At 34.2% G+C, this 24,625-nt stretch carries 24 protein-coding genes; 16 read left to right on the top strand and 8 right to left on the bottom strand.

All coding sequences use genetic code 11. The annotated features are described in order from the left end of the window. Positions 1-27: 27 nt before the first annotated feature. The 3 genes from ACPX19_RS07335 (at position 28) to rlmN (ending at position 3,630) form a co-directional block, all read left to right on the top strand. Complete coding sequence (locus tag ACPX19_RS07335) at positions 28-1,257, top strand: 3-phosphoshikimate 1-carboxyvinyltransferase (RefSeq protein ID WP_426429361.1); 1,230 nt, start codon at positions 28-30, stop codon at positions 1,255-1,257. A 170-nt stretch (positions 1,258-1,427) separates the two neighbouring features. Continuing rightward, entirely contained in the window at positions 1,428-2,477 is a 1,050-nt protein-coding gene (queA, locus tag ACPX19_RS07340) for a tRNA preQ1(34) S-adenosylmethionine ribosyltransferase-isomerase QueA (protein WP_426429362.1), read from the top strand. A gap of 106 nt (positions 2,478-2,583) precedes the next feature. Continuing rightward, on the top strand, positions 2,584-3,630 hold the full coding sequence (gene rlmN / locus ACPX19_RS07345; protein ID WP_426429363.1) for a 23S rRNA (adenine(2503)-C(2))-methyltransferase RlmN: 1,047 nt from the start codon (positions 2,584-2,586) through the stop codon (positions 3,628-3,630). Between the two features lie 71 nt (positions 3,631-3,701). On the opposite strand, the gene ACPX19_RS07350 is transcribed toward rlmN, so the two are convergent. Continuing rightward, positions 3,702-5,336 (bottom strand): T9SS type A sorting domain-containing protein, encoded by a 1,635-nt coding sequence (locus ACPX19_RS07350; protein ID WP_426429364.1) that lies wholly within the window; start codon positions 5,334-5,336, stop codon positions 3,702-3,704. Positions 5,337-5,467: 131 nt separating this feature from the next. On the opposite strand from ACPX19_RS07350, the gene ACPX19_RS07355 reads away from it, so the two are divergent. After that, on the top strand, positions 5,468-6,445 hold the full coding sequence (locus ACPX19_RS07355) for a polyprenyl synthetase family protein (RefSeq protein ID WP_426429365.1): 978 nt from the start codon (positions 5,468-5,470) through the stop codon (positions 6,443-6,445). Positions 6,446-6,448: 3 nt separating this feature from the next. Here ACPX19_RS07355 and ACPX19_RS07360 read toward each other — a convergent pair whose 3' ends face one another. Continuing rightward, the gene (locus ACPX19_RS07360) at positions 6,449-7,711 is read right to left on the bottom strand and encodes an arylsulfotransferase family protein (RefSeq protein ID WP_426429366.1); all 1,263 of its coding nucleotides are present in this window, start codon (positions 7,709-7,711) and stop codon (positions 6,449-6,451) included. 239 nt (positions 7,712-7,950) lie between these two features. On the opposite strand from ACPX19_RS07360, the gene ACPX19_RS07365 reads away from it, so the two are divergent. The 3 genes from ACPX19_RS07365 (at position 7,951) to ACPX19_RS07375 (ending at position 10,514) form a co-directional block, all read left to right on the top strand. After that, entirely contained in the window at positions 7,951-8,514 is a 564-nt protein-coding gene (locus ACPX19_RS07365) for an RNA polymerase sigma factor (RefSeq protein WP_426429367.1), read from the top strand. Further along, positions 8,501-9,277 (top strand): hypothetical protein, encoded by a 777-nt coding sequence (locus tag ACPX19_RS07370; protein ID WP_426429368.1) that lies wholly within the window; start codon positions 8,501-8,503, stop codon positions 9,275-9,277. Before ACPX19_RS07365 ends, ACPX19_RS07370 begins: the two co-directional genes overlap by 14 nt. Before the next feature lie 142 nt (positions 9,278-9,419). Further along, entirely contained in the window at positions 9,420-10,514 is a 1,095-nt protein-coding gene (locus ACPX19_RS07375; RefSeq protein WP_426429369.1) for a hypothetical protein, read from the top strand. A 164-nt stretch (positions 10,515-10,678) separates the two neighbouring features. Here ACPX19_RS07375 and ACPX19_RS07380 read toward each other — a convergent pair whose 3' ends face one another. Together ACPX19_RS07380 and ACPX19_RS07385 are read right to left on the bottom strand one after the other, a co-directional pair. Next, the gene (locus tag ACPX19_RS07380) at positions 10,679-11,443 is read right to left on the bottom strand and encodes a hypothetical protein (protein ID WP_426429370.1); all 765 of its coding nucleotides are present in this window, start codon (positions 11,441-11,443) and stop codon (positions 10,679-10,681) included. Positions 11,444-11,460: 17 nt separating this feature from the next. After that, positions 11,461-11,883, bottom strand: coding sequence for a hypothetical protein (locus tag ACPX19_RS07385; protein WP_426429371.1), 423 nt, complete (start codon positions 11,881-11,883; stop codon positions 11,461-11,463). A 326-nt stretch (positions 11,884-12,209) separates the two neighbouring features. Between ACPX19_RS07385 and dnaG the strand changes: the two genes are divergently transcribed. After that, a complete protein-coding gene (dnaG, locus tag ACPX19_RS07390; RefSeq protein WP_426429372.1) occupies positions 12,210-14,177 on the top strand; it encodes a DNA primase in 1,968 nt (655 codons plus the stop codon). Here the strand turns inward: dnaG and ACPX19_RS07395 are convergent, their stop codons facing one another. Further along, positions 14,178-14,807, bottom strand: coding sequence for a response regulator (locus ACPX19_RS07395; protein WP_426429373.1), 630 nt, complete (start codon positions 14,805-14,807; stop codon positions 14,178-14,180). Positions 14,808-14,944: 137 nt separating this feature from the next. After that, positions 14,945-15,733 carry an NAD(+) synthase gene (gene nadE, locus ACPX19_RS07400; RefSeq protein ID WP_426429374.1) on the bottom strand — a complete coding sequence of 263 codons (789 nt, stop codon included), beginning with the start codon at positions 15,731-15,733 and terminating at the stop codon, positions 14,945-14,947. Positions 15,734-15,817: 84 nt separating this feature from the next. Between nadE and gldB the strand changes: the two genes are divergently transcribed. Together gldB and gldC are read left to right on the top strand one after the other, a co-directional pair. After that, entirely contained in the window at positions 15,818-16,780 is a 963-nt protein-coding gene (gene gldB, locus ACPX19_RS07405) for a gliding motility lipoprotein GldB (RefSeq protein ID WP_426429375.1), read from the top strand. Beyond that, on the top strand, positions 16,780-17,115 hold the full coding sequence (gene gldC, locus ACPX19_RS07410; protein ID WP_426429376.1) for a gliding motility protein GldC: 336 nt from the start codon (positions 16,780-16,782) through the stop codon (positions 17,113-17,115). Before gldB ends, gldC begins: the two co-directional genes overlap by 1 nt. A 10-nt stretch (positions 17,116-17,125) precedes the next feature. Here gldC and ACPX19_RS07415 read toward each other — a convergent pair whose 3' ends face one another. Then, complete coding sequence (locus tag ACPX19_RS07415) at positions 17,126-17,863, bottom strand: hypothetical protein (protein ID WP_426429377.1); 738 nt, start codon at positions 17,861-17,863, stop codon at positions 17,126-17,128. 301 nt (positions 17,864-18,164) lie between these two features. Further along, complete coding sequence (locus ACPX19_RS07420; RefSeq protein WP_426429378.1) at positions 18,165-19,901, bottom strand: amidohydrolase; 1,737 nt, start codon at positions 19,899-19,901, stop codon at positions 18,165-18,167. A gap of 98 nt (positions 19,902-19,999) precedes the next feature. Between ACPX19_RS07420 and ACPX19_RS07425 the strand changes: the two genes are divergently transcribed. The 6 genes from ACPX19_RS07425 (at position 20,000) to paaC (ending at position 24,527) form a co-directional block, all read left to right on the top strand. Beyond that, entirely contained in the window at positions 20,000-20,620 is a 621-nt protein-coding gene (locus ACPX19_RS07425) for a DUF4230 domain-containing protein (protein WP_426429379.1), read from the top strand. Further along, complete coding sequence (locus ACPX19_RS07430; protein WP_426429380.1) at positions 20,617-21,198, top strand: TetR/AcrR family transcriptional regulator; 582 nt, start codon at positions 20,617-20,619, stop codon at positions 21,196-21,198. The genes ACPX19_RS07425 and ACPX19_RS07430 overlap by 4 nt, the downstream gene beginning before the upstream one ends. 111 nt (positions 21,199-21,309) lie before the next feature. Continuing rightward, positions 21,310-22,383 carry a 2Fe-2S iron-sulfur cluster-binding protein gene (locus ACPX19_RS07435; RefSeq protein ID WP_426429381.1) on the top strand — a complete coding sequence of 358 codons (1,074 nt, stop codon included), beginning with the start codon at positions 21,310-21,312 and terminating at the stop codon, positions 22,381-22,383. 115 nt (positions 22,384-22,498) lie between these two features. Next, positions 22,499-23,479 carry a 1,2-phenylacetyl-CoA epoxidase subunit PaaA gene (paaA, locus tag ACPX19_RS07440; RefSeq protein WP_426429382.1) on the top strand — a complete coding sequence of 327 codons (981 nt, stop codon included), beginning with the start codon at positions 22,499-22,501 and terminating at the stop codon, positions 23,477-23,479. A 2-nt stretch (positions 23,480-23,481) separates the two neighbouring features. Next, positions 23,482-23,772, top strand: a complete 291-nt coding sequence (paaB, locus tag ACPX19_RS07445) for a 1,2-phenylacetyl-CoA epoxidase subunit PaaB (protein ID WP_426429383.1) — start codon at positions 23,482-23,484, stop codon at positions 23,770-23,772. Then, positions 23,772-24,527 (top strand): 1,2-phenylacetyl-CoA epoxidase subunit PaaC, encoded by a 756-nt coding sequence (paaC, locus tag ACPX19_RS07450; RefSeq protein WP_426429384.1) that lies wholly within the window; start codon positions 23,772-23,774, stop codon positions 24,525-24,527. Before paaB ends, paaC begins: the two co-directional genes overlap by 1 nt. The last annotated feature ends 98 nt before the right edge of the window (positions 24,528-24,625 follow it).

Raw genomic sequence — 24,625 nt, forward strand, 5'->3', positions numbered from 1 at the left:
TTGTTTCTGCTTAAGAAAGAAAATTACATGAATATCAAACTTCAAAAATCATCAATACTTAATAGCAAATCGTCAGTTATAATTACGGGTTCTAAGAGTGAATCTAACCGTCTCCTCTTATTAAAAGCCTTATATCCTCAAATAAATATTGATAACTTGTCTAACTCAGACGATTCAGTATTAATGCAAAAAGCATTGTCTTCAGATGATGAAATAATTGATATCCATCATGCAGGTACTGCCATGCGTTTTTTAACAGCTTATTTTTCCGTTCAAAAAGATAGAGAAGTCACTTTAACAGGCTCTTCTAGAATGAAAGAACGTCCAATAGGAATTCTTGTTGAGGCTCTTAAAGAATTAGGTGCAGATATTCAATATTTAGAAAATGATGGTTTTCCACCACTTAAGATTAAGGGAAAAAAATTAACAAATTCTAAGGTTGCTCTAACGGCAAATGTTAGTAGTCAATATATTTCGGCTTTATTGCTTATTGCATCAAAATTAGAAAACGGATTAGAGCTTACCTTAGATGGCAAAGTAACCTCTGTTCCCTATATAAAAATGACACTACAATTGTTAAACGAAATAGGAATTGAGACTAAGTTTACGAATAACATCATTAAAGTAAAACCAAAAAAATCAGAAATAAAACCACAAACATTAACGGTTGAGTCAGACTGGTCTTCTGCTTCATATTTCTATAGTATAGTTGCTTTAAGTGAAATAGGAACAAAAATAATATTGTCTTCTTATAAAAAAGATTCACTTCAAGGAGATGCTGTATTAACTGAAATTTACAGACAATTTGGTGTTACTTCGACATTTGAAAACAATACTATAACACTACAAAAATCGTCAATCGTCAATCGTCAATCATCAATTAATTTAGATTTAAGCAATGCGCCAGATATAGCTCAAACTATTGCTGTAACAGCATTCGGATTGGGATTAGAATGCTATTTAACGGGTTTACATACATTAAAGATTAAGGAGACTGATAGATTGGTAGCACTAAAAACTGAATTAGAAAAGTTGGGTGCAGAAGTAAAAATCACAAATGAGTCTTTGCATTTAAGTAAATCAGATTTTATTAAAAGTGATGTGTCTATTGATACCTATAATGATCACAGAATGGCCATGGCATTCGCTCCTTTGGGATTAAAGACTAACCTTAAAATCAATGATGCTGAAGTGGTAAGTAAATCTTATCCAAAATTTTGGGAAGACTTGAGTACTATTGGGTTCAAAATAAAATAAACCACTAATTACTTGACAAGGCCTGTTTTGAGATTGTATATTTGCAACCTCAAAAAAATAAACATTCACAAATGAAATCGACTTGTATAAATAATGATTTAACATAATGCAAATCATTATTAAAACAACAAAGATTCCATTTGACTTTAGAAATCAATAAACATTTTCAAATGAAATTATCAAACTTTAATTTTAACCTTCCAGAAGAATTATTAGCCGAGCACCCTGCAGAACACAGAGACGAGTCTAGGTTAATGGTTTTAAACAGAGCTAATCAAACTATCGAGCACAAACTTTTTAAAGATGTTATTGATTATTTTGATGAAGGTGATGTGATGATAATGAATAACACCAAGGTTTTTCCTGCTAGATTGTATGGTAACAAGGAAAAAACAGGTGCACGTATTGAAGTTTTCTTACTAAGGGAATTAAACCAAGAGCAACGCCTTTGGGATGTTTTAGTTGATCCTGCACGTAAAATTAGAATTGGTAATAAACTTTACTTTGGTGATGATGAAACTTTAGTGGCTGAGGTCATAGATAATACTACATCTAGAGGGCGTACATTACGTTTCCTATACGATGGCTCTTACAATGATTTTAGAAGAAAGTTAACAGAATTAGGTGAAACTCCGCTTCCAAAGTATATTAAAAGAAGTATAGAACCAGAAGATGAAGAGCGTTACCAAACCATATATGCAAAAAACGAAGGAGCAGTAGCGGCACCAACGGCTGGTTTGCATTTTTCTAAGCATTTGTTAAAGCGTTTAGAGATAAAAGGTGTTGAGATGGCAGAAGTTACGCTTCATGTTGGTCTTGGGACATTCAACCCTGTTGAGGTGGAAGACCTCTCTAAGCACAAAATGGATAGCGAGGAAATAATGATTAGCCAAAGCGCAGCCGATATTGTAAATAGAGGTATAGAGAATAAAAAACGTGTATGTGCTGTAGGTACAACATCTATGCGTACTATAGAAAGCTCTGTGTCTTCTAACGGTAGGTTAAATCCATATGAAGGATGGACAAATAAGTTTATCTTTCCGCCATATGATTTTAGTGTAGCTAATTGTATGATTACCAATTTTCATACGCCTAAATCCACATTGTTAATGATGATTTCAGCATTTGCAGGTCATGATTTTGTAAAACGTGCTTATGAAGAAGCTGTTAAGGAAAAATATAGATTCTATTCATATGGTGATGCTATGTTAATCATCTAATTAAGGATTTTAAAATAATTTAAACCTCTACTCAATTAGGTAAATAAAGAGTAGAGGTTTTTTGTTTCAAACAAAATGCGGTTACAAATACCTATTTTTGTAATATATGGAAGTTAAAAAGAAAGACATACGAGCCTTAACTAAAGAGCAATTAAGAGATTTCTTTGTAAAGCAAGGAGATAAAGCGTTTAGGGGAAATCAGGTATATGAATGGTTATGGCAAAAGTCGGCTCATAGTTTTGAGGATATGACTAACATATCTTTGCAAACGCGTCAAATGCTTGAGGATAATTTTGTAATTAACCATATAAAAGTAGATCAGATGCAGCGTAGCTCTGATGGAACGATAAAAAATGCGGTGAGATTACATGATGATTTAATTGTAGAATCTGTATTAATACCAACTTCAACGCGCACAACAGCTTGCGTGTCTTCTCAGGTTGGGTGTAGTTTAGACTGTAAATTTTGTGCTACTGCAAGGTTAAAGCGTATGCGTAACCTAAATCCAGATGAAATTTATGACCAAGTTGTTGCTATAGATAAAGAAAGTAGATTGTATCATGGCAGGCCATTAAGTAATATTGTTTTCATGGGAATGGGAGAGCCTCTGATGAATTATAATAACGTGCTTAAAGCGATAGACAAAATTACTTCATCTGAAGGTTTAGGAATGTCACCAAAACGAATTGTAGTATCTACATCTGGAGTGCCAAAAATGATAAAGAAAATGGCAGATGATGATGTTAAATTTAAACTAGCGGTTTCCTTACACTCGGCTATTGATGAGGTGAGGACATCTATAATGCCTTTTAATGCAACCTTTCCTTTAAAAGATTTGAGAGAAGCATTAGAGTATTGGTATACCAAAACGAAGAATAGAATTACTTACGAATATGTGGTTTGGAAAGGCATTAATGATAAACAAAAAGATGTAGATGCTTTGGTTGAGTTTTGCAAGTTTGCGCCTAGTAAAGTGAATCTGATTGAATACAACCCAATTGATGATGGTGAATTTCAACAAGCAGATTCTAAAGCTTTGGATGTGTATGTGAACACACTTGAAGCTAATAATATAACAGTAACGGTAAGACGAAGCAGAGGCAAGGATATTGATGCAGCTTGTGGTCAGTTGGCCAATAAAAATAAAGCATAAAAAAAGCGGCTTACGGTTACAGAGCGTAGCCGAAGTATGCCGCTTTTTTATTTATTTAAACTTTACTTTTTTTAGTTCTTCACAAACTTAATAGTTTTAGAACCACCATCAGCAAATACCTTTGCTAGGTAAATACCATCATTTAATGATGCAACGTCTATAACCTCTCTAGTACTAGATAACGGTTTAGAAATCACATTTTGTCCTAATATTGAGTAGATTTCGATATTGGTCATTGTTAAGGTAGAAGACTCTAAAGTTAATGTTTCTAAGTCTTTATTGTAGTTGTGAGTAAATGTATTTTGATCGAACTCATCTATACTTAAGGATTCTTGAATATTTGAATCAAACATAAGAACAAAACCAGATCCACCAGCACCAAATGATCGGTAAGCTATATAATAGTCACCAGACATTCCAACGGAGAAAGTATTGATTTCTTCGTAGGCCATTGTTTCTAATGTTTCAAAAGCCCCTTGCGTAACTATTCCTGTGTTAGAAAAAAGTGTAGCTACTTGTGTAGCACCAGAATTAGGTGCGTCTAAAATAAAAGCTTCTAAACTAGCATTTGGTGTACCTCCAAAAACATTGAATTTTGTGGTAACTTCATAATTAGTGCCAGCCGTTAAAGAAATAGCAGGTCCTATTAACCAATCATTTTTCATAGGTGTAGTTGCTACATCACCATTAGCATTTGTTGCAAATGTTTCATTAACCGTATCACCATCAAGATCTAAATCTTGTTGTGAAATCCAAGAAAGGGTATCACCATCAACATCTTCCGTGGTATAGCAGCTAGCAAAAGCATTAGAATTGTCAAATACTTCCATAAATGGTACAGTATAGGTAGTACAATCAAAACCAGATAAGAAAGAAATCGGACCTATTTCGTTACTATCTCCATTGCCACCAGTACAATTAGCCGTAATATAAAATTCATAAGCTGTGTCAGGCGTTAAACCTGTAAAATCATAGTTAGTAGCTGCTAGGTCATTAACCATTGTTCCTAATCCAGGTAAAAAACCTTGAACCCCCCATTCTATATCAAATACAGTACCACCACCATTAGGATCTGTCCAAGCAATGTCAAAACTAGTGCTTGTGACTCCATTAGGGCCAACAACAAAAGTGTTTGGATCAGCACAAGTAGGTGCAGAGACTACAACATTATCTACTGCCCAGCCCCAAGACCAGTCACCAACCCATCTAAATCTAACTTGAGCGTTAGATACACCTGCTAATTCGGTAGATACATCTATTTGTACAGCACCAAAATCACTAGCTGCAGAGTAAGAATCCACTTGTACCCAAGTAGTTCCATTGTAAACTTCAACAAATGCTTGCCCACCGTAACCCGTGGTAAATCCATGATTAAAATCTAAAATTACAATAGATGCAGCAGACACATTAAAAACAGGGCTTTCTAGAGCAGCATTTTCAGCAACTCCATTGTTTCCAATACCATCACTATCAAACAAAGCATAATTACCAAATAAACCATTATCATAATAAATAGTATTTGGAGGAGTAAACCCAACAGCTTCACCACCTGTAGCAAAAGTCCATACGTCTCCACCACCAGCAATATCGTTTATTGTCCAACCTGCTGGTAATGACAAACCACCTTCAAAATCCTCCGATAAGACTTGTCCAAACATTAGACCAGAGGAAAAGACTAATGCCATTAGTAAAGTAATTTTTTTCATAAAGTTTGTTTTTAGATTAATTGTTTAAAGTTACAAATATTTGTTTACCATGGGTGTTAAATTTACATTATTCAATTTTTAACGATTAAAAGAGGCTTTATTCGTAATTTTGCAAAGTTTTATAAGCATTTATGAAAATAACCGAACAAATTAAGCAACCAATTGCCTATGAAATGGAACTTTTTGAGCAGAAGTTTCGTTTATCTATGGCGAGTAAAGTGGCTTTGCTTAATAGAATCACCTACTATATTGTAAACAGAAAGGGTAAGCAAATGCGACCGATGTTTGTGTTTTTGGTTGCAAAAATGTTGAATAATGGTGAGGTTAGTGAGCGAACATACAGAGGTGCTTCAGTTATTGAGTTGATACATACTGCAACCTTAGTGCACGATGATGTTGTGGATGACAGTAATAGACGTAGAGGCTTCTTTTCAATAAATGCACTTTGGAAAAATAAAATAGCGGTTTTAATAGGTGATTATTTGCTTTCTAAAGGTTTGCTACTTTCCATAGATAATAATGATTTCGATTTATTAAAAATCATTTCTGTAGCAGTACGCGAAATGAGTGAAGGTGAACTGTTGCAAATTGAAAAGGCTAGACAACTTGATATTACAGAAGATGTCTATTACGATATTATTCGTCAGAAAACGGCAACGTTAATTGCGGCATGTTGTAGTTTGGGAGCAGCGTCTGTGAAACCTAATTCAGCTGAGGTGGAAACAATGCGTAAATTTGGAGAGCTCATAGGCATGGCATTTCAAATAAAAGATGACTTATTTGATTATGGTGAAGAAAAAATTGGAAAGCCAACAGGTATTGATATTAAAGAGCAGAAGATGACTTTACCTTTAATACATGTTCTTAATAACTGTTCTAATAAGGATAAATCTTGGCTAATCAATTCTGTAAAAAACCATAACAAAGATAAAAAGCGCGTAAACGAAGTTATTGAGTTTGTAAAATCTAATGGAGGGTTAGATTATGCCATTTCAAAAATGAAAGACTTTCATCAACAAGCCTTAAACTTGCTCAATAATTACCCTGAATCTCCTTACAAAGCTTCACTAGAGCTTATGGTGAACTACGTAATCGATAGAAAGAAATAATTTTTAGAAAATATCCAAGTTTATAATGGCTTCGTCGTCCGGTAAATAACCGTAACATCTCCAGAAGCGTGTACCTTGTCCGTAATATTTCCAAACCACCTCTTTATTCGGTGTTACTTCCCAAAACCCGTAGTCACCTTCAGTTATAAGGGTATTGCCATTTTGTAAACGTACAGCACCAGAAATTCTCCCAAAATATAAATCAGGGTCAGTAAAACTCCATACAATATTTGGCTCGTTGTTGACATTAGGTGTTAAGGTAAAGTTTTCAGGCAGGTCTAATTCAAAAACGGTAGACTGGTTAACACCGTTGGCATAAACGAGTATGTTGCCAGCGCCTGGATCATTGCCTTCTAAGTAATTTGGAAAATGGTTGTTAAAAAATAGACGTTCTCCTTGTGTGTTTTTATAGGCGGTCGGGTTTCCAAATCGGTACAGTAAATCACCACCTTTGTTGTAGTTGCCACCAGAATTTGTTGCTGCCTCAGCAGTAGTTGTACTATGATCTATAACCCAAACTTCACTGTAATAATTAACACTTAAGTAGATAACGTCCTTGTCCTCGTCATAGTCAATACCATTAGCATGCATTATATCTCCATTATCTACAACATCATAATTAATATCAATCAATTGAGGGTTTGCACTTACATCCCCATAATTTGGTAAGTTGCTAAATTGATCTTGTATGATGTGGTCAAAACTATGCCATTCCCAAACGATCTGATTAGTGCTAGGATTCACTTCAACTAAGACTTCAGGAAAAATATCTGTTGTAGATGTGTCTACTCCTTGTTGTGCAGCATTAGTACTTGTAATTCGTTCCCAAACAATAAATAGCACATTGCCGTTAGGTAATATTTCTACATCGTGATGAGCTATCCAATCTACAGAAGAATAAGTGAATTCCCAATCAGTACTTCCGTCAGGATTTAAAATTTTTATAATACCGCCAAAACCGCCAAATGCAATTTCAGGATTTTCTGGCTTAAATATCCCAAGTAACTTACCATTAGGCAAAATTTCCACATCGTTACCCAGATTATGTTCAAATGTCCATTCATGAACTTTAAAACCTTCCTTATTTAACAAATATGAAGCAGTGCCACCATTTTCTATGGCTAGAACATAACTATTCTCAATGGCATCACCATTATAAACTTCAACATTTTCTGACAACATTACTGGTTCGTTCGCTTGGTCGTCGTCATTTTTGCAACTTAAAACAGATGCAGCAATCATAAAAAGGAAGAAAAAGTATCTCATAGCAGTTTTCTTGTAAAATTATAAGTATTAATCACAAGCACAAATATTTAAAACTTTTATTTCTAATCACTTTAGTGAAAAAAAGACATTCAAGAGTTTTATTTTTAAATTATTTTAGATATTTAAACATCATATAATCAATTGATTAAAATTATTTTAAAAAAATATTTTACTTTCCATACAACCCTTAGCAAGATATTTGCGTCTATACAAATAGAAGAGCAATCGTAACCAACAAAATGAAAGTTATTCAGCTTCATAAAAACGAAACGAAACTTATACAAAGAGCCGCGAAAAATAATCGCGAAGCACAACATGTGCTGTATGAGTTGCACGCTCCAAAAATGTTAAGTGTATGTAGGTACTACATCAAGGATGTTCACAAGGCAGAAGAAGTAATGTTGAATGGTTTCTTTAAGGTCTTTAAGTACATAAAAACATTTAAAAATGAAGGTAGTTTTGAAGGCTGGATAAGACGTATTATGGTTAGAGAAGCCATTTCGTTTTTAAGGCAGCAAAAGCACATTGAGTTTGCTTCTGAAGATGATTATTTAGAGCAAGATTACACTAATAATATTAAGACTAATATTGAGGTTGCTGAAATTCAGCAGTTAATAGATAGTCTGCCAGAAGGCTACAAAATGGTATTTGTAATGTATGCTATAGAAGGCTACAAGCATCATGAAATTGCAGATTTATTGAATATTTCAGAAGGTACATCAAAGTCGCAATTGTTTAAGGCAAGACAAATGCTTCAAGCAAAAATAAAAGAACTAAACAACAGCAGTTATGGCACCAATTAAATTTGAAGAACAACTAAAAGACAAGCTAGAGAAACGCAGCTTGCAACCGTCGGCAGAGAGTTGGGCAAAACTGTCTCAGCGTTTAGATGCTGATGAAAAGAAATCCAGAACCCCTTGGTTTTGGTGGATGGGAATTGCAGCAGCAGTTATAATTACACTAACTGTCGTTGTGCAAACTTTAGGAACTAATGATACTGAAGAAATCTTACCTCAAATTGTAGAACAAGACACAAAAGAAGATACAAACAAAGTTGAGCAGTCTATAACAACAGATATTACAGAGGTAAAATTAGCATCAGAAAGTAATGAGCCCGAAACTAGTTCTGAACAAGAAAGTAATAAAAACCAAACAGAGATTATTAACTACAAATCGGTTGCGAAAAGTCAAACAAAATCACAATTAGCAATTGATGAAAAAGTAGACGAAACCATCACTAGTAACATTATCAATTCTAAAAACGAGCAGAAAGCAATCATAGAAGAAGCTGTAATTGATAAAGCCGTGGTTGCTCAAGCTTTAAAAGATTTAAATACAGAAAAAACAACGGTTACTGATAGAGAGGTGGACTCACTTTTAAAAGTAGCAAGTAAAGAACTTTTTAAAGACAAATTACAAAAAGAAACAAGTAGAACCGTGGACGCAAAATCATTGTTAGAGGATGTAGAAGATGACATGGGACAGTCCTTTAGAAGTAAGGTTTTTGAAGCATTAAAGGATAGTTACGAAACGGTAAAAACAGCAGTAGCTCAGCGTAACAATTAAAGAGGAATGTCACACTGAGTGTCGGTCACTGAGCGATGGTCACTGAGCGAAGTCGAAGTGAGCCGAAGTGAGTCGAAGTGTGGTTAAAATTTAAAATAAGAATCAAATTAAACAATTATAAATCATCAAAAAACGAACAGTTATGAACACCATTACAAGATTAGTAGTATATGCCATTATATCATTAACATTTGCTACGACACATGCACAAGAAAAAGCTGCAGACAGCTTAAAAAAGACGTCTGTAGACTACAAAATTGAGGCCCTAGAAGAGCAGAAAATTAAAATTGAAAAAGAGGAAAAGGACTTTTTAAGGCAAGAAATAGAAGCTATTAACGAGCGCTTGGACGCTAAGCAAATTACTGCTGCTGAAGCTGAAGAACTAAAGAAAGAAGCCGCCAAAAAGAGAGCTGCTAATATTGAAAATAGATTGGCTATAATAGACTCTAGAATAAGTTTATTAATGCGCAATGGATATGACGACTATGATTTTGATATAGATCCAGATTTCATAGGTCTTAGAAAAAATGGCGAAGGTTCTTATTCTTTTGGCTTAAAGATAGGAGATAAAGAAAAGAATAAACCACGTAGATACGACAGACGTACCACTAGTGATTTGGTCTTTGCATTTGGATTTAACAATGCCATCATAGAGGGTCAGGATTTTGACGATTCGCCATATAAATTAGGTGGCTCTGGTTTTATGGAGTTGGGTTATGCTTGGAAAACAAGAATTTTCGACAATACTAACTTCTGGAGGTTAAAGTATGGTTTCTCATTTCAGTGGAACAAGTTTGATATTAAGGACAACCAATACTTTGTTAATACGGATGGTGATGTAACCTTACAAGAGTTTCCGGTTGAGTTAAGCAAAGCAAAGTTTAGAACCACAAACTTGGTGTTTCCTGTACATTTAGAATTTGGGCCATCTAAAAAGATTGAAAAGAAAGATTACTTCAGATATTCTACGCGCAATAAGTTTAAAGTAGGTCTTGGAGGTTATGCAGGTCTTAATATTGGTAGCATGCAAAAACTAAAATATAAGGAAGACGGTAACCGTATTAAGGACAAACAACGTGGTGGTTTCGAAGTTAATGAGTTTGTGTATGGGCTAAGTGGTTATTTGGCTTGGGGAGATACAGCCCTTTATGTAAAGTATGATCTTAATCCGTTGTTTAAAGACCAGGCTTTTGACCAAAATAACATATCAGTAGGTTTAAGATTTGACATGGATTAAAAACAATTTTTCATCAATCAATTTTTGAGTGTTTAAAAGCCTTAATCTAGAAATGGATTAGGGCTTTTTTTCTTAATTATTAACTTAAGTTCTATATGATTTTCAGAAATAGGCGATAACTAGCAATTACTTATAGCCATTGTTGTGCAACTTTTTTATTTTCTTTACCACGAATGAAAGTAGTACATAAAGCTTCCATCGTTTTTTAAATATAGTGTAAATCTTTCTCCTTCCGAATACATATGTACAACAGTCGCAACAGAATTATATTCCATTGGATTTTCGGTGAAATGTAATTCGGTTAAATTTCTGTCCGACAAACCCGTAATTGCCTTTTGCCAAATTATCTTTCCGTTTTTGTCTTTACTAGCAAGTATTGTCTTATCATCAGCTTTTGAAACAGTTAAAGTTCCAAATTCCGTTTGCTGCGTTTTAGTTGGCTTTAATTTCGTTTCCATTTTATAGTCAACTCCATAAAAAGGTCCATCATCGAAAGTTGCTGTCATTTTCGGCAAATAATCTACGTTCTGTACTTGAGAATAAAAGTCAGTTCTTATGAAGTCAATTTTTTCAGAGATTGATTTTTGTTGAAATTCGGTCGAGTCAATTTCTCTAATTTTCAGATAGATTTCTGAAATTTTATAAAAATAACTCGTATCAATTTCTTTATTACAATTCGGATGATATTCTTTTAATTGATAGACAATCATTGGAATAATGAAATTGGTTTTTATTTCAGATTGACCTCTGTCTTTAGCAAAATCCATTTTCGATAGTCCATCAAGCTCAGATTCTGGCCATTTTATAATTTCCATTTCGTCTAAACCAAAAAAGTCGAGATACTTTATTTCATAACAGTCTTTTGAATCTTGTCCAAATAAAGTCAGATTTATAGCTAAAAATAATATTGTTAAAATTCGATTTCTCATTTTTTGGGCAACGTTTTTTATTCCGTAAGAGTTATTTTCACTCCGTTAAATTCCGTTCCGTTTTTCAATTCCGTTTTATTTATTTCGTCATAAGGTTCCCATTTCTCTAAAATCAGTTCGTTGTCATTTGTCCAACCAACTATTTTAAATCCATCTGGAATCAGTCCTTTTTCAAGGTCAGATTCGTTTTCTGTATTTTCTATAACTGACCAAAAAACTCGAGAATATCCAAATCCGCCATTGTCAAATTGATATTCGTAATATTTGTGTTTCTTATTCGGTGAAATTGAGTCGGAAATCAGAACAAAACTTTCGTCTTTTAGAGAATGTTTAGAATGAAAAGCTACTTCAATTTTATCAAAATCTGAGTTGATTTTAATTCCGATTCCCACAATTCCAATAAGAAAAATTCCGACTATTATTAAAATCCATTTTTTCATTCAGTTCTCGGTTTCTCAAACGTTGTCCAACGTGTTACATGACAATAAATATAATCATTATCCTATCTTATTTCCGTGATGAGAGAAGTTTTTGCTTCGCTTCATCAAAATCTATCAAATAACTTTTCAACACAAATTTCCAAAACAAATAGATTATCTTAATTTTACACACTAGTCATTCCTGCGTCTCACACATAGCTGTCAGGCTGAGCCTGTCGAAGCCTTTTCGAAGTGTTTTTTTGTAGTATGGCATTTATATAATTAAAAAAACTAATAAGATTCCTGCTGAAGTTTATCTTGAGCAGTGTCGAAAGACAAGAAGTTGTATGATTTCACAAAACACCATATCACAAGTTTTTGAAACTGCTCGCGTAGAGGAGGTCATTGGTGATTTTGTACAGCTAAAAAAAGCAGGTAGCAACTTTAAAGGACTCAGTCCGTTTAGCGAAGAGCGTACACCAAGTTTTATGGTCTCTCCTGTTAAGCAAATCTGGAAAGATTTTTCAACAGGAAAAGGTGGTAATGCCATTACCTTTTTAATGGAGCATGAGCACTTTACCTATCCTGAGGCCATACGTTACTTAGCTAAGAAGTACAACATTGAGATTGAAGAAACCGAGCGTACAGATGAGGAAAAAGAAGAAGCCAACGCCAAGGAAAGTTTGTATTTGGTAAGCGAGTACGCTAACGAGTATTTTCAGAAAATTTTACAAAAAACAGACCAAGGGCAAGCTATTGGTAAGAGCTATTTTAAAGAGCGTGGTTTCACTGAAGAGACCATTAAAAAGTTTCAACTCGGTTACTCGCTTGATGAGTGGCAAGCCTTTACAGATGATGCTTTGGGCAAAGGTTACCAATTAGAGTTTTTAGAAAAAACAGGACTTACCATTGTTAAGGACGAGAGACGTTTCGATAGATTTAAAGGTCGAGTGATGTTCCCTATTCATAGTATGAGTGGGAGGGTGCTTGGTTTTGGTGGCCGTATCCTAACCAACGATAAAAAAGCAGCAAAGTATCTCAATTCACCAGAGAGTGATATTTACCATAAAAGTAAGGTGCTTTACGGTTTGTTTTTTGCTAAGAAGACCATTGCGAAAGAAGATAATTGCTTTTTGGTAGAAGGTTACACAGACGTTATTCAGTTTTACCAAACTGGTGTTAAAAATGTGGTATCGTCTTCTGGTACAGCATTAACGTCTGAGCAAATAAGGCTAATCAATAGGCTTACCAATAACATTACAGTGCTTTTTGATGGTGATGCAGCAGGTATTAGGGCTTCCATACGTGGTATAGATTTAATATTGGAGCAAGGTATGAATGTTAAGGTTTGTACTTTCCCAGATGGTGAAGATCCAGACAGTTTTGCAAAGTCTAATACCTTAGAAGAGCTTACGACTTATCTTAATGAAAATGCTAAGGATTTTATTCAGTTTAAAGCCTCACTTTTAGTTAAGGAAGCGAATAACGATCCGATTAAAAAAGCAGAAACCATTAGAGATATTGTTAATAGCATTGCAAAAATCCCTGATGCTATTAAGCGCGAAATTTATGTGAGAGAATGTGCCTCAATCATGGATATTAGCGAAAATGTGCTCTTTAGTACGTTGGCGCAAATCAGTAAAAAGGAGTTTCAAGAGGCAAATAAACAATACAAACAAGACCAAAAGGCTTTTGAAGTTGTAAAAACTGAACAGCAAAAAAAACCAAAGATTGATGTTCAGTATGAGTTGGAGCGAAAGATTATAGAAATCTTAATGCTTTATGGTGATAGAACGGAACAATTTGAAGACTTAATCTTAAAGGAAGATGAGGTTTCTGGCGATTTAATTTTAGAGCCAGCTATACATGAGGCACGTGTATTCGAAAAAATATATTTAGACCTTCAAGAAGATGAAATGATGTTCTCTAATGAAAAATTCAGAGAATTATACTATTCCATCATCGATAGATTAAACCAGGATGAAAATTTTTCAACCAAAGATTTTATCAATCAATTAGACCAAGAATCTGCAACTGAAGTTACCAGTATTTTAATGGAGGATGAAAAGTATAGCCTTCATGATTGGGAACGAAACCATATCGTACCCAAAGAAAAAGAGCATTCAATATCACAATTAGTGAGCCAAACAATCTTGAGTTTACGATGTTATCTTATAGATCAAAAAGTAGCAGAGTATAAAAACGAAACCTTAAAAGAAGATATAGATACGCGCTCAGTAATGGAAGATGTTAAAGATTATTTAGGTCTCAAAATGCTTTTATCTCGTAAATTAGGTAAAGTTATTGGTGGCTAATTACGCTAGGTTATGATGTTTTGCCTGATGAATTAAATCTACAAGGTTATTTACATTAAGCTTCTTAAAAAGTCTTGCTTTATAGGTGCTTACAGTTTTTTCGTTGATATCTAACTCTTCTGCGATCTCCTTGTTTTTCCGTCCAATAGATAAAAGTTTTAAAACTTCAACTTCTCTGGTAGATAACTTTTTAAACATACGGCTTCTACTCTTTCGAGTATCTTCGTAGCGTAAATGTTTGTCCATTTTTTCACTTAAGGACAATTCTCCGCCATGTATTTTTCTAACAGCTGCCTCAATAGCTTCTACATCTGCAGTTTTGTTTAAGTAGCCGGAAGCTCCGGCTTTGAGTGTGCTAATGGCATATATCTCTTCGGGTTGATGGCTGAACATCAATACATTAATCGATTTATTTTCTTTTTTAATAGCTCTAAGCGCTGTAATACCATTGAGTTCTGGAAGATCTATTTCTGATATGATAACATCAACCTCATGACGTCTTACAAATTCAAAAATTTCTATACCACTACTTAGCTTACCTACAACTTTTAAATCGGGTTTGCTGCTCAAGAACAATTCTAATCCTGTTCTTATAATAGGGTGACTGTCAACAATCAAAATACGTATCATGACAATTGATTTTGGTTTGGTTAGGGTTAATCAGTTGCAATAACAATATACTAAGTCAAGTGTCTCGCGAAGATTTGCTTTATAAAGATAGTTAAAAATTAAGCAGGACGAGTAATTTATTCGACAAACTGCAATAATTACCTTAAACTTTTAGGAATTTCACAAATAGGAATTGGAATCATTTTATGCTGATTTCTTGTGTTATAACCCATAAAAATGTTGTAAACTTCTTTCTGTCTTCCAGTAAATTCATCAGCAGTTTTCCCTTTGTCCTTCATTTTCATAGCCCATTCTAATTCCGGGTAAGAAGCACCGATTTGATCTTCGTCACTTCTGGCATCACCAAACAAACCATCACTTGGGGCAGCTTTCATTATAGATTCAGGAACTCCTAAATACTCACCAATCTCATAAACTTCAGATTTTAATAAATCGGCAATAGGGCTTAAATCTACACCACCATCACCATATTTGGTATAAAAACCTACACCAAAGTCTTCAACTTTATTTCCTGTACCTGCAACTAGAAGTCCTTTTAATCCAGCATAATAATAAAGTGTTGTCATGCGCAATCTTGCTCTTGTATTGGCCAAGGCCATATCTACAGTAGCTTGCTTACCTTCAAGACTTACTTCGGTTTTAAATTCTTCAAAAACAGGTGTTAAGTCAACACGTGCATCACTAACGTTAGAAAAACGTTTTTTTAATTGTGTAATATGCTCTTGTGCTCTAGTAACATGGCTTGCGGCTTGGTGTATAGGCATTTCTATGCACAAAACGTTTAAGCCTGTTTTGGCACAAAGTGTAGAGGTTACAGCAGAATCAATTCCGCCAGAAATACCAACAACAAAACCATTAACTTTGGCGTTAGTTGCATAATCTTTTAACCAATTTACAATGTGATCTATAACCTTTTCTGTTTGCATAATGTTTACAATTTAAAACAAAGAAACGTACCTTTGCACAACAAAAATAACTGAAACGTGTTAGGATTAAAAATGTTTCGTAAAATGTCATTGAGAATTTTCATTTTGTTACTATTGAGCCTTGTGCTAGTGTCCTGTGATGAAGACTCTAAGGTTGAAGAAGAGATTTCAAAAATTGAAGTAGATTTTATTGTTGAGCGTTTTGACAAAGCTTATGCAGAAGCCACACCATCTGACTTGTTGAAGTTAAAACAAGCCTATCCATTTTTGTTTTCTAAGCATGTCCCAGATTCTATATGGATTGATAGAATTAATGACACACTACAAGATCAATTATTAGCAGAAGTAATTAAGGTCTATCCAGATTTTAAAGCAGTAAAAAAAGATTTTGAAGGGTTATTTCAGCACTTAAAGTATTATGACAAAACCTTTAGTGTACCAAGAGTAGTGACTTTAACAAATGATGTGGACTACAGAAACAAAACAATTGTTACGGATTCTTTACTACTTATTGCCTTAGATAATTTTCTTGGTGAAGATCATGAGTTTTATCAAAACATACCAAGGTATTTGGCTAAGAATATGCAAAAAGATCAAATTGTATCAGAAGTTGCAGAAGCTTATGCTAAGAAATACATTTTTCAGCCTAACAGAAAACGATTTATAGATGAAATGATTTATCATGGAAAATTACTCTACTTTAAAGATGTAATGATTCCTTTTAAATCTGATGCAGAAAAAATAGGTTATACAGAGCAAGAATTAAAATGGGCAGAAGCCAACGAAAGTCCGATATGGAGCTATTTTATTGAAAAGGAATTACTCTTTAGTACCGATAGTAAATTGCCAAGTCGTTTTATTGCAGATGCACCTTATTCTAAGTTTTATTTGGAATTGGATAATGAATCACCTGGACGATTAGGACAATACATAGGTTGGCAAATTGTGAAAGCTTATGCAGAAGCTACAGATGAAAATGTGTTGACCATTTTAGAAAAAGAACCTGAAGAGATTTTTAACAAAGCAAAATTTAAACCAAAAAAATAATGGCTAAAACCATAACATCCAAAATAGAACTAAATGTAGAACTCGATGAAAACAGAGTGCCAGAAAAATTGAACTGGTCTGCTGAAGATGGAGGAGTAAAAAATGAAGAAGCTAAAGCTATTATGTTGTCTGTTTGGGATAGTAAAGCACAGGAAACTTTAAAAATAGATTTGTGGACTAAAGACATGCCTGTAGATGAAATGAAACAGTTTTTTCATCAGACTTTAGTCACCATGAGCGATACGTTTCTGCGTGCTACCCAAGATGAGAAAATGACAGCAACGATGAAAGACTTCTGTGACTATTTTGCAGAGAAGTTGGAACTGAAAAAATAGTATTCTAGATTTAACTTCCTTCAGATTTATAAAAAGGATCAGTATTAAAACAATCTGCTTCTTTTACTGTGGCATAGTCAGGATGTACTCTCTTAAAACGCATAAACTCTGAAGTGTCATAAACTTCCCATATGGTTAGCTTGTTATTCTTGCCAGCTTTAGATTTTAAGTCTATCATATGTTGAGTAATCATTTGGTCAACAATTTCTTTGTCACCGATACGCATTTTTTTACTAGAGCTGTGGCCTTTGTTAATGTGTTTCACTATCCAATAAAATTTTACTGGTTTTGTTATAGGTTTGCTCGGTATTTCTTCAATTTCATACTCTGGGATTGATTTACCTTCAGATTTATTTTCATAGCTAGATTGACCGAAAATATTATTCTGTTCGTTAGTTTCAACGGTTGTGATTTCTTGCTCTTCTTCTAAGTCGTCGTGTCGCAAAAGAGTAATGATAATTAGCTTATCTTTTACTTTTACCTCAGTAACAAATCTACCAGTCGGAATATCATCTAAAGGTATTTTTGTGTCTAGACTATTTACTATATAGGCTTTTTGAAAGCTGTTGTTAAAAATCTCAACTTTATCAATAGTGCGTTCGCCTCTAAGAATTAATGTGTCGCCAGACTCATTTAGACTGTGGTACAATTCGCTAGCTCGATAATTAATGTTTTTTAATAGAGTTGATCTTTGGCCATGAACAAAGGGTGCCAAAAACAAGAGAAGTATGGTTAATAGTCTTGTCATAATAAGTAGGTTTTGTTTTTTGGGGAAACAAATAGTATTTATTAATACTTGCAGTAAAGATAATTTAAGACAAAAAAGAATTATTGTTTTTAAGTTATAAGGTATCTTTTTAAGTTAAAAAGCCTAACTGTTCGATGTAAGTTTTAAAAAGTCGCTAAAGTTAATAGCATAACGAACAATTAATCTATAAATAAGAATTTGGTAATCTATAATGTTACTGAGTAGTCTATTTTTGTGTTGCTATTAATCATAACTTAAACATTAGTTAGGCCTTCACAAGAGAAGGAAACTAGTGTTTTTTTTATTCTTCAGAATTATATACAACTTCACCATTAAAAATTGTCATTGTAACTTTAGTGTCAAGAATTTTATCTTCGGCAATTATCATTATATCCTGATTAAAAATTGTAAAATCAGCCAATTTTCCAACAACGATAGAACCTTTTATATCTTCTTCAAAAGCACCATAAGCAGCGTCTAAAGTATAAGATTTTAAGGCTTGCGATCTTGTCATTTTTTGGTCTGGTTCGTATCCTCCTTCTGGTGTTCCTTTTAACGTTTTTCTACTTACGCTAGCATAAAAACTGGCAATAGGATCTATAGGCTCAACAGGAACATCAGTGCCATTAACTATAGGAACACCACTTTTTAATAAGGACTGCCACATGTAGGCTCCTTCTTTTATTCGTTTTTCTCCAAGGCGATCGATAGCCCAAGGTCTATCAGATGACATGTGTACAGCTTGCATGGCAGGTATCACATTCAACTCAGCAAAACGAGGAATGTCTTCTGGATGTAAATGTTGTGCATGCTCTATTCGGAATCTATGATTTTTGGTTGAATTTGGTAAGCTTTCAAAAGCAAGTTCGTATCGGTCTAAAATTTCTCTGTTGGCTCTGTCACCTATAGCATGAGAGCACACCTGAAAGCCATTTTTAAGGCCATTAATTGCAGTTTCTTTTACAAATTCCATTGGTAAGGTTTCATGTCCAAAATGACCTGGTCTATCTGTGTAGGGTTCTAAAAGCCAGGCGCCACGAGAACCTAATGCACCATCGCAGTTAAGTTTTACAGATCGTATAGTAAAGAGATGGTCTTGGTCTACCATTATGCCTTTTTTGTACCATTCGTTTAGTAAATCTTTATCCCAACCTGTAAGCATTGCATATATCCTTATATCCATTTTACCTTCGGACTTCATTTGCTTATACAACGCAATAGTTTCTTTTGGTATGCCAGCATCATGAAAACTGGTTATTCCATTTTTATGGCAAGCTTTAATAGCCAGTTCAAAAGCTTTTTTATCAGACTCAAGTGTTTTTTCAGGAATATGATCTGTTATTAATGTTTGTGCACGCTCATTAAAAACTCCAGTTGGTCTTCCCAAAGCGTCCACAAGCACTTCGCCGCCTTCAACATCGTATTTTTTTATTCCATCTAAAGCTAGTTCGTTTAATCCCGCTATCTCCATAGCTTTTGCATTGGCAAAACCAGCATGTCCGCTGGCATGTCTTAGATAAACAGGATTGTTTGGTGACACTTCGCTTAATAAATGATGTGTTTGAAAACCATGTACAATTTCTGAAGGCATACTATCCCATTTGCTTTGGTGCCAACCTCTACCTATAATCCACTCTCCAGGCTCTGCATTTTTAACACGTTCTGCAACAGCATCTACTATGGCTTGATAACTAGTTGTGTTCATGAAGTCTAGGTTGAGTTCATTATACCCTAAACCCATAAAATGTCCATGACCTTCTATAAAGCCTGGTGTCATGGTTTTGCCTTTTAAATCTATAATTTTTGTTAGCTTGTTTTTATAAGTCTCAGCTTCTTCTAAACTTCCTGCAAAAAGAATTTTATTATCTTTTGCAGCTACAGCCTCAACTGTAACTGATGTAGTGTCTACAGTATATATCGTTCCGCCATAAATAAGCATCGTTGCGTACTCTTGTTTGGATTTAGAACAAGAAACGGTAGTAAAAATAAGAGAAATGATGAAGGTATATTGTGGTAAGAAAAGTTTAATGCGTTTCATCTAAATTATGATTTTAGTTTTCTAAGTTACGATTATTTGATGAGTATTTTTGGATTAAAAAAAATTAAGATAAGATGATTATTATTTAAATTAGCCTTATGCGAAAAATTTTATTTGGTGTTGTTATAACACTCTTGGTTTTATTCACTTTTAAGTATTGCGGTAATCAAAAAAAAGATCGGATTACTTTACAAGAAAATACGGCTTTAATCCAAGAACAAATTAAGAATGTCGGAAAATTAATAGTTACTGAAGGACATTTTAGCGAAGTTTTTACATACAAGAATTCTAAAGCTGTTTTTGCAGATTTATTAGAGGCTAAAAAACAAGCTGTTGTTATCGTAAATGCAGACGTCACTGTTGGTTATGATTTGAGTAAGATAGAATATAAAATTGATGAAAAAAATAAGATACTTCAAATACTAAGCATACCTAAAGAAGAGATAAAGATTAGTCCGAATATTGAATATTACGATATTCAAGCTGATTTTTTAAATCAGTTTGAGGCAGATGATTATAATAACATTAAAGAAATTGTAAAGCAGTCTTTAATGAAGAAAATAGAAGGTTCAGATTTAAAATCTAATGCTCAAAACAGGTTGCTCAGTGAACTTTCAAAATTCTTTATTTTAACCAATTCAATGGGTTGGAAGTTGCAGTATAATGAAACTCCAATTGAGTCGGTAGATGCCTTAAAATTAATAGACTTAAAATTTTGAAAAGTATAGAAACAAGAAAGGAAGAAATTATAAGAACAGCTGCCAAACTGTTTAAAGAAAAAGGATACAGTGCTGTAACTATGCGAGATCTAGCTTCTGAAATGGGAATAAAAGCGGCAAGTCTCTATAATCATATCAACTCTAAGCAACAAATTCTTAAAGAAATCATTATTTCATTGGCTGAGGAGTTTACTCAGGGTTTGAAGGAAATACAAAAAAAAAATAAATCTAACATCGAAAAATTCAAAGATATAGTTAAGTTACACGTTAAAATAACTTCCCAAAACACCTACGGTATGGCGTCGCTTAATAACGACTGGATGCACCTTGAAGAAAAACTTGAGTATTACCTTCAACTACGCTTCAATTATGAGCAAGAATTAAGAATTATCATTGCTGAAGGTATAAAAGAAAATGAATTTATTGAAAGTAACGTAGAGGTTATGCTCTTTTCAATTCTATCTACTTTACGTTCCCTCTACCTTTGGATTCCAAAAAAAGAGGACTTAAACACAGAAGAACTCTCCCAACAATTAAGCCAAGTACTAATTAATGGTATTAATAAAAAAATCGATTAATTTTTGTAAATTTGTCATGTAAACTAACAATTGTTAGTTTTTAAAGTTTGTGTTCGAAATTGATTTTGAACACAAACTAAATAGTAATGTATGTATTGATAATTACTGTTAATGGCAGATTTTTATAAATTAAGAATTAAAGACATTTATAAGGAAACAAAGGACACTTCGGTTGTAACTTTTGATATTCCTGAAGCTTTGCAAGAAGAATTTAAATTCTCACAAGGGCAACACTTAACCCTAAAAACTTTGATCAATGGCGAAGACGTACGTCGTTCTTACTCACTATGTTCTAGTCCGTTTGACAAAGAATGGAAAGTTGCCGTAAAAGAGATACCAGGAGGTAAGTTCTCAACTTTTGTAAACTCATTATTAAAAGCTGGGGATAAGATTGAAGTGATGGCGCCAAGCGGAACTTTTGGTGTAAAATGTAATGCTGATAACGCCAAAAACTATCTTTTTTTTGCGGCAGGTAGTGGTATTACGCCAATTCTTTCAATGATTAAAGCGCATTTAGCAGCAGAGCCAAACTCAACTTGCAAGTTGTTTTATGTCAACCGTACTGCAAAATCCATTATCTTTAAGGAAGAGTTAGAGCAGTTGAGAAACGCCTACTTCGGAAGGTTAGAAATCTATTATTTCTTGACCAAAGAAAAGCGCGATATTGAGTTGTTCAATGGACGTTTTGATGATGATAAAATGAAAGTACTCACCAAAACATTTATTGATATACCTGATACCAGCGAAGTGTTTTTGTGCGGACCGGAAGATATGGTTAATTACGTAAGTAATTATCTAGCTGAAGCTGGTTTGCCAAAAGAGTTGATTCATTTTGAGTTATTCGTAAAAGGCTTAACAGAAGAAGATAAAAAGCGTGTAGAGCGTTTGTCGCAACAGAATATCGAAGGTACACAAGTGACTATAATCGATGGCGGTAAAGAGTTTTTGTTCACGATGACTAAAGAGTACGATAATATTTTAGATGCGGCTTTAGGAGCAGGAGCAGATTTACCATATGCTTGTAAAGGTGGCGTTTGTAGTACTTGTAAATGCCAAGTAAAAGAGGGAACCGTTGAAATGAAAATCAATTATGCATTAGAAGACAATGAAGTCTCACAAAATTTTGTACTAAGTTGCCAGGCAGTACCAACCACCCAAAAGGTTGTGGTAGATTTTGACGTTTAATTAAAAATGAATTTATTTTCCGAGCATAATCTTGGAATTTCAAAAAAATATTGAAAAAGAAAAATAAGTTTCACCAGCTAAAAGCGAATAGCTAATAGCCAAAAAGCTAAAAGAAATGAGTGAAGAACAAATTAAAAATTTGGAGGCTGAGCGTAGTCGAAGCCTGGAAGAACAGTTTGAATCGCGTATTACACGTGACGATAAAATTGAACCTAAGGATTGGATGCCAGAAAAATATCGGCAAACACACATTCGCCAAATATCCCAACATGCCCATTCAGAAATTGTAGGGATGTTACCAGAGGGAAATTGGATAACTAGAGCACCGTCATTGCGTCGTAAAGTGGCACTTCTAGCTAAAGTTCAAGATGAAGGAGGGCATGGTTTGTATCTTTACAGTGCAGCTGAAACCTTAGGTATTTCTAGGGATGAGATGTTTGAGCAATTACATACAGGTAAAGCAAAGTATTCTTCAATCTTTAACTATCCAGCATTAACTTGGGCAGATATGGGAGCTATAGGTTGGTTAGTTGATGGTGCGGCTATTATTAACCAAGTTGCTTTATGTGGAACATCTTATGGACCTTATGCTAGGGCTATGGTTAGAATTTGTAAAGAAGAAAGTTTTCATCAGCGTCAAGGCTATGAAATTATGCTAAAATTAGCCAATGGAACTCCTGAACAAAAAGAAATGGCTCAAGATGCTTTGAATCGTTTTTGGTGGCCATCTCTAATGATGTTTGGTCCTAAGGATGATGAATCGCCTCATACTGCCCAATCCATGAAATGGAAATTAAAAAGAAAGACCAATGATGACCTGCGTCAACAGTTTGTAGACCAAACAGTTCCACAAGCAGATATTTTAGGTTTGACTATTCCAGACCCAGAGTTAAAATGGAATGAAGCTAAGCAAGGTTATGATTTTGGGGATATAGATTGGGACGAATTTTGGCAAGTTGTCAAAGGATATGGTCCATGCAATAAAGAACGTATGAAGGCCAGAGTAGATGCATGGGAAAATGGTGCTTGGGTAAGAGATGCAGCAATGGCTTATGCCGATAAAAAGAGTGAGTTAAAAAGTAAACAAGCAGTTTAGATATGTCAACAAAAAAGAACTGGCCTCTTTGGGAGGTTTTTGTAAGAAGTAAAAATGGATTGGAACATCGCCATTTTGGAAGTCTTCACGCAGCAGATGCAGAAATGGCTTTAGAGAATGCTCGTGATGTATATACAAGACGTAATGAAGGTGTAAGTATTTGGGTTGTAGAAAGTAAGCATATTACAGCATCAAACCCTGAGCATAACGGTGAGCTATTTGAACCTGCCCAAGATAAAGTTTATCGACACCCAACTTTTTATGATTTACCTGATGAAGTAAAACATATGTAATGAAAAACGAAAATTTATATAATTATATACTCGGCATAGCAGATAATAATCTGATTTTAGGTCAGCGTTTAGGTGAACTTTGTGGGCATGGACCAACTTTAGAAACGGATATTGCTTGTACTAACATATCTCTAGACCTATTAGGACAAGTGCGTAGTTATTACCAATACGCTGCTAAAATCGCTAACGATGGTAGAAGAGAGGATGATATCGCCATGCTTCGTAAAGAACGTGAGTATATCAGTGTGCTTTTAGTAGAGCAGCCCAATACAGATTTTGGTTATACTATGGTAAGACAATTCTTATTTGATGTATACCACTATTTAATGTTAACTGAATTGGAAAAAAGTGCCGATTTAAACTTATCTGCTATAGCAAAAAAATCGATCAAGGAAGTGAGTTATCACAAGCGTTTTTCATCCGATTGGGTAAAACGATTGGGAGATGGTACGGAAGAAAGTAATCAGCGTATTCAAACTGCAATAAATGATTTATGGATGTATACGGATGAATTGTTCCATCAAACCGACGCAGATAAAGCAATGGTATCTGAAGGAATTGGTGTAGATGTCACGAAATTAAAAGACGCTTATTACGAAGAAGTAATTACAGTTTTAGAAGGAGCAACGATAAGCGTACCAGAGAGTAAATATTTTCAAAAAGGTGGAAAACAAGGCATTCATACCGAACATATGGGTTACTTATTGGCCGATTTGCAATATATGCAGCGAACCTATCCAAATATGGAATGGTAAACAAATTCCTGTGAAGGCAGGAATATTACAAATTGAAAGTGAACGTCACTTCGAGTGATTTGTGAAGAATAAACAAATTGTATCGAGAAGCACTAAAT

The organism is Winogradskyella sp. HB-48, assembly GCF_049942685.1.
Classification (GTDB): domain Bacteria; phylum Bacteroidota; class Bacteroidia; order Flavobacteriales; family Flavobacteriaceae; genus Winogradskyella.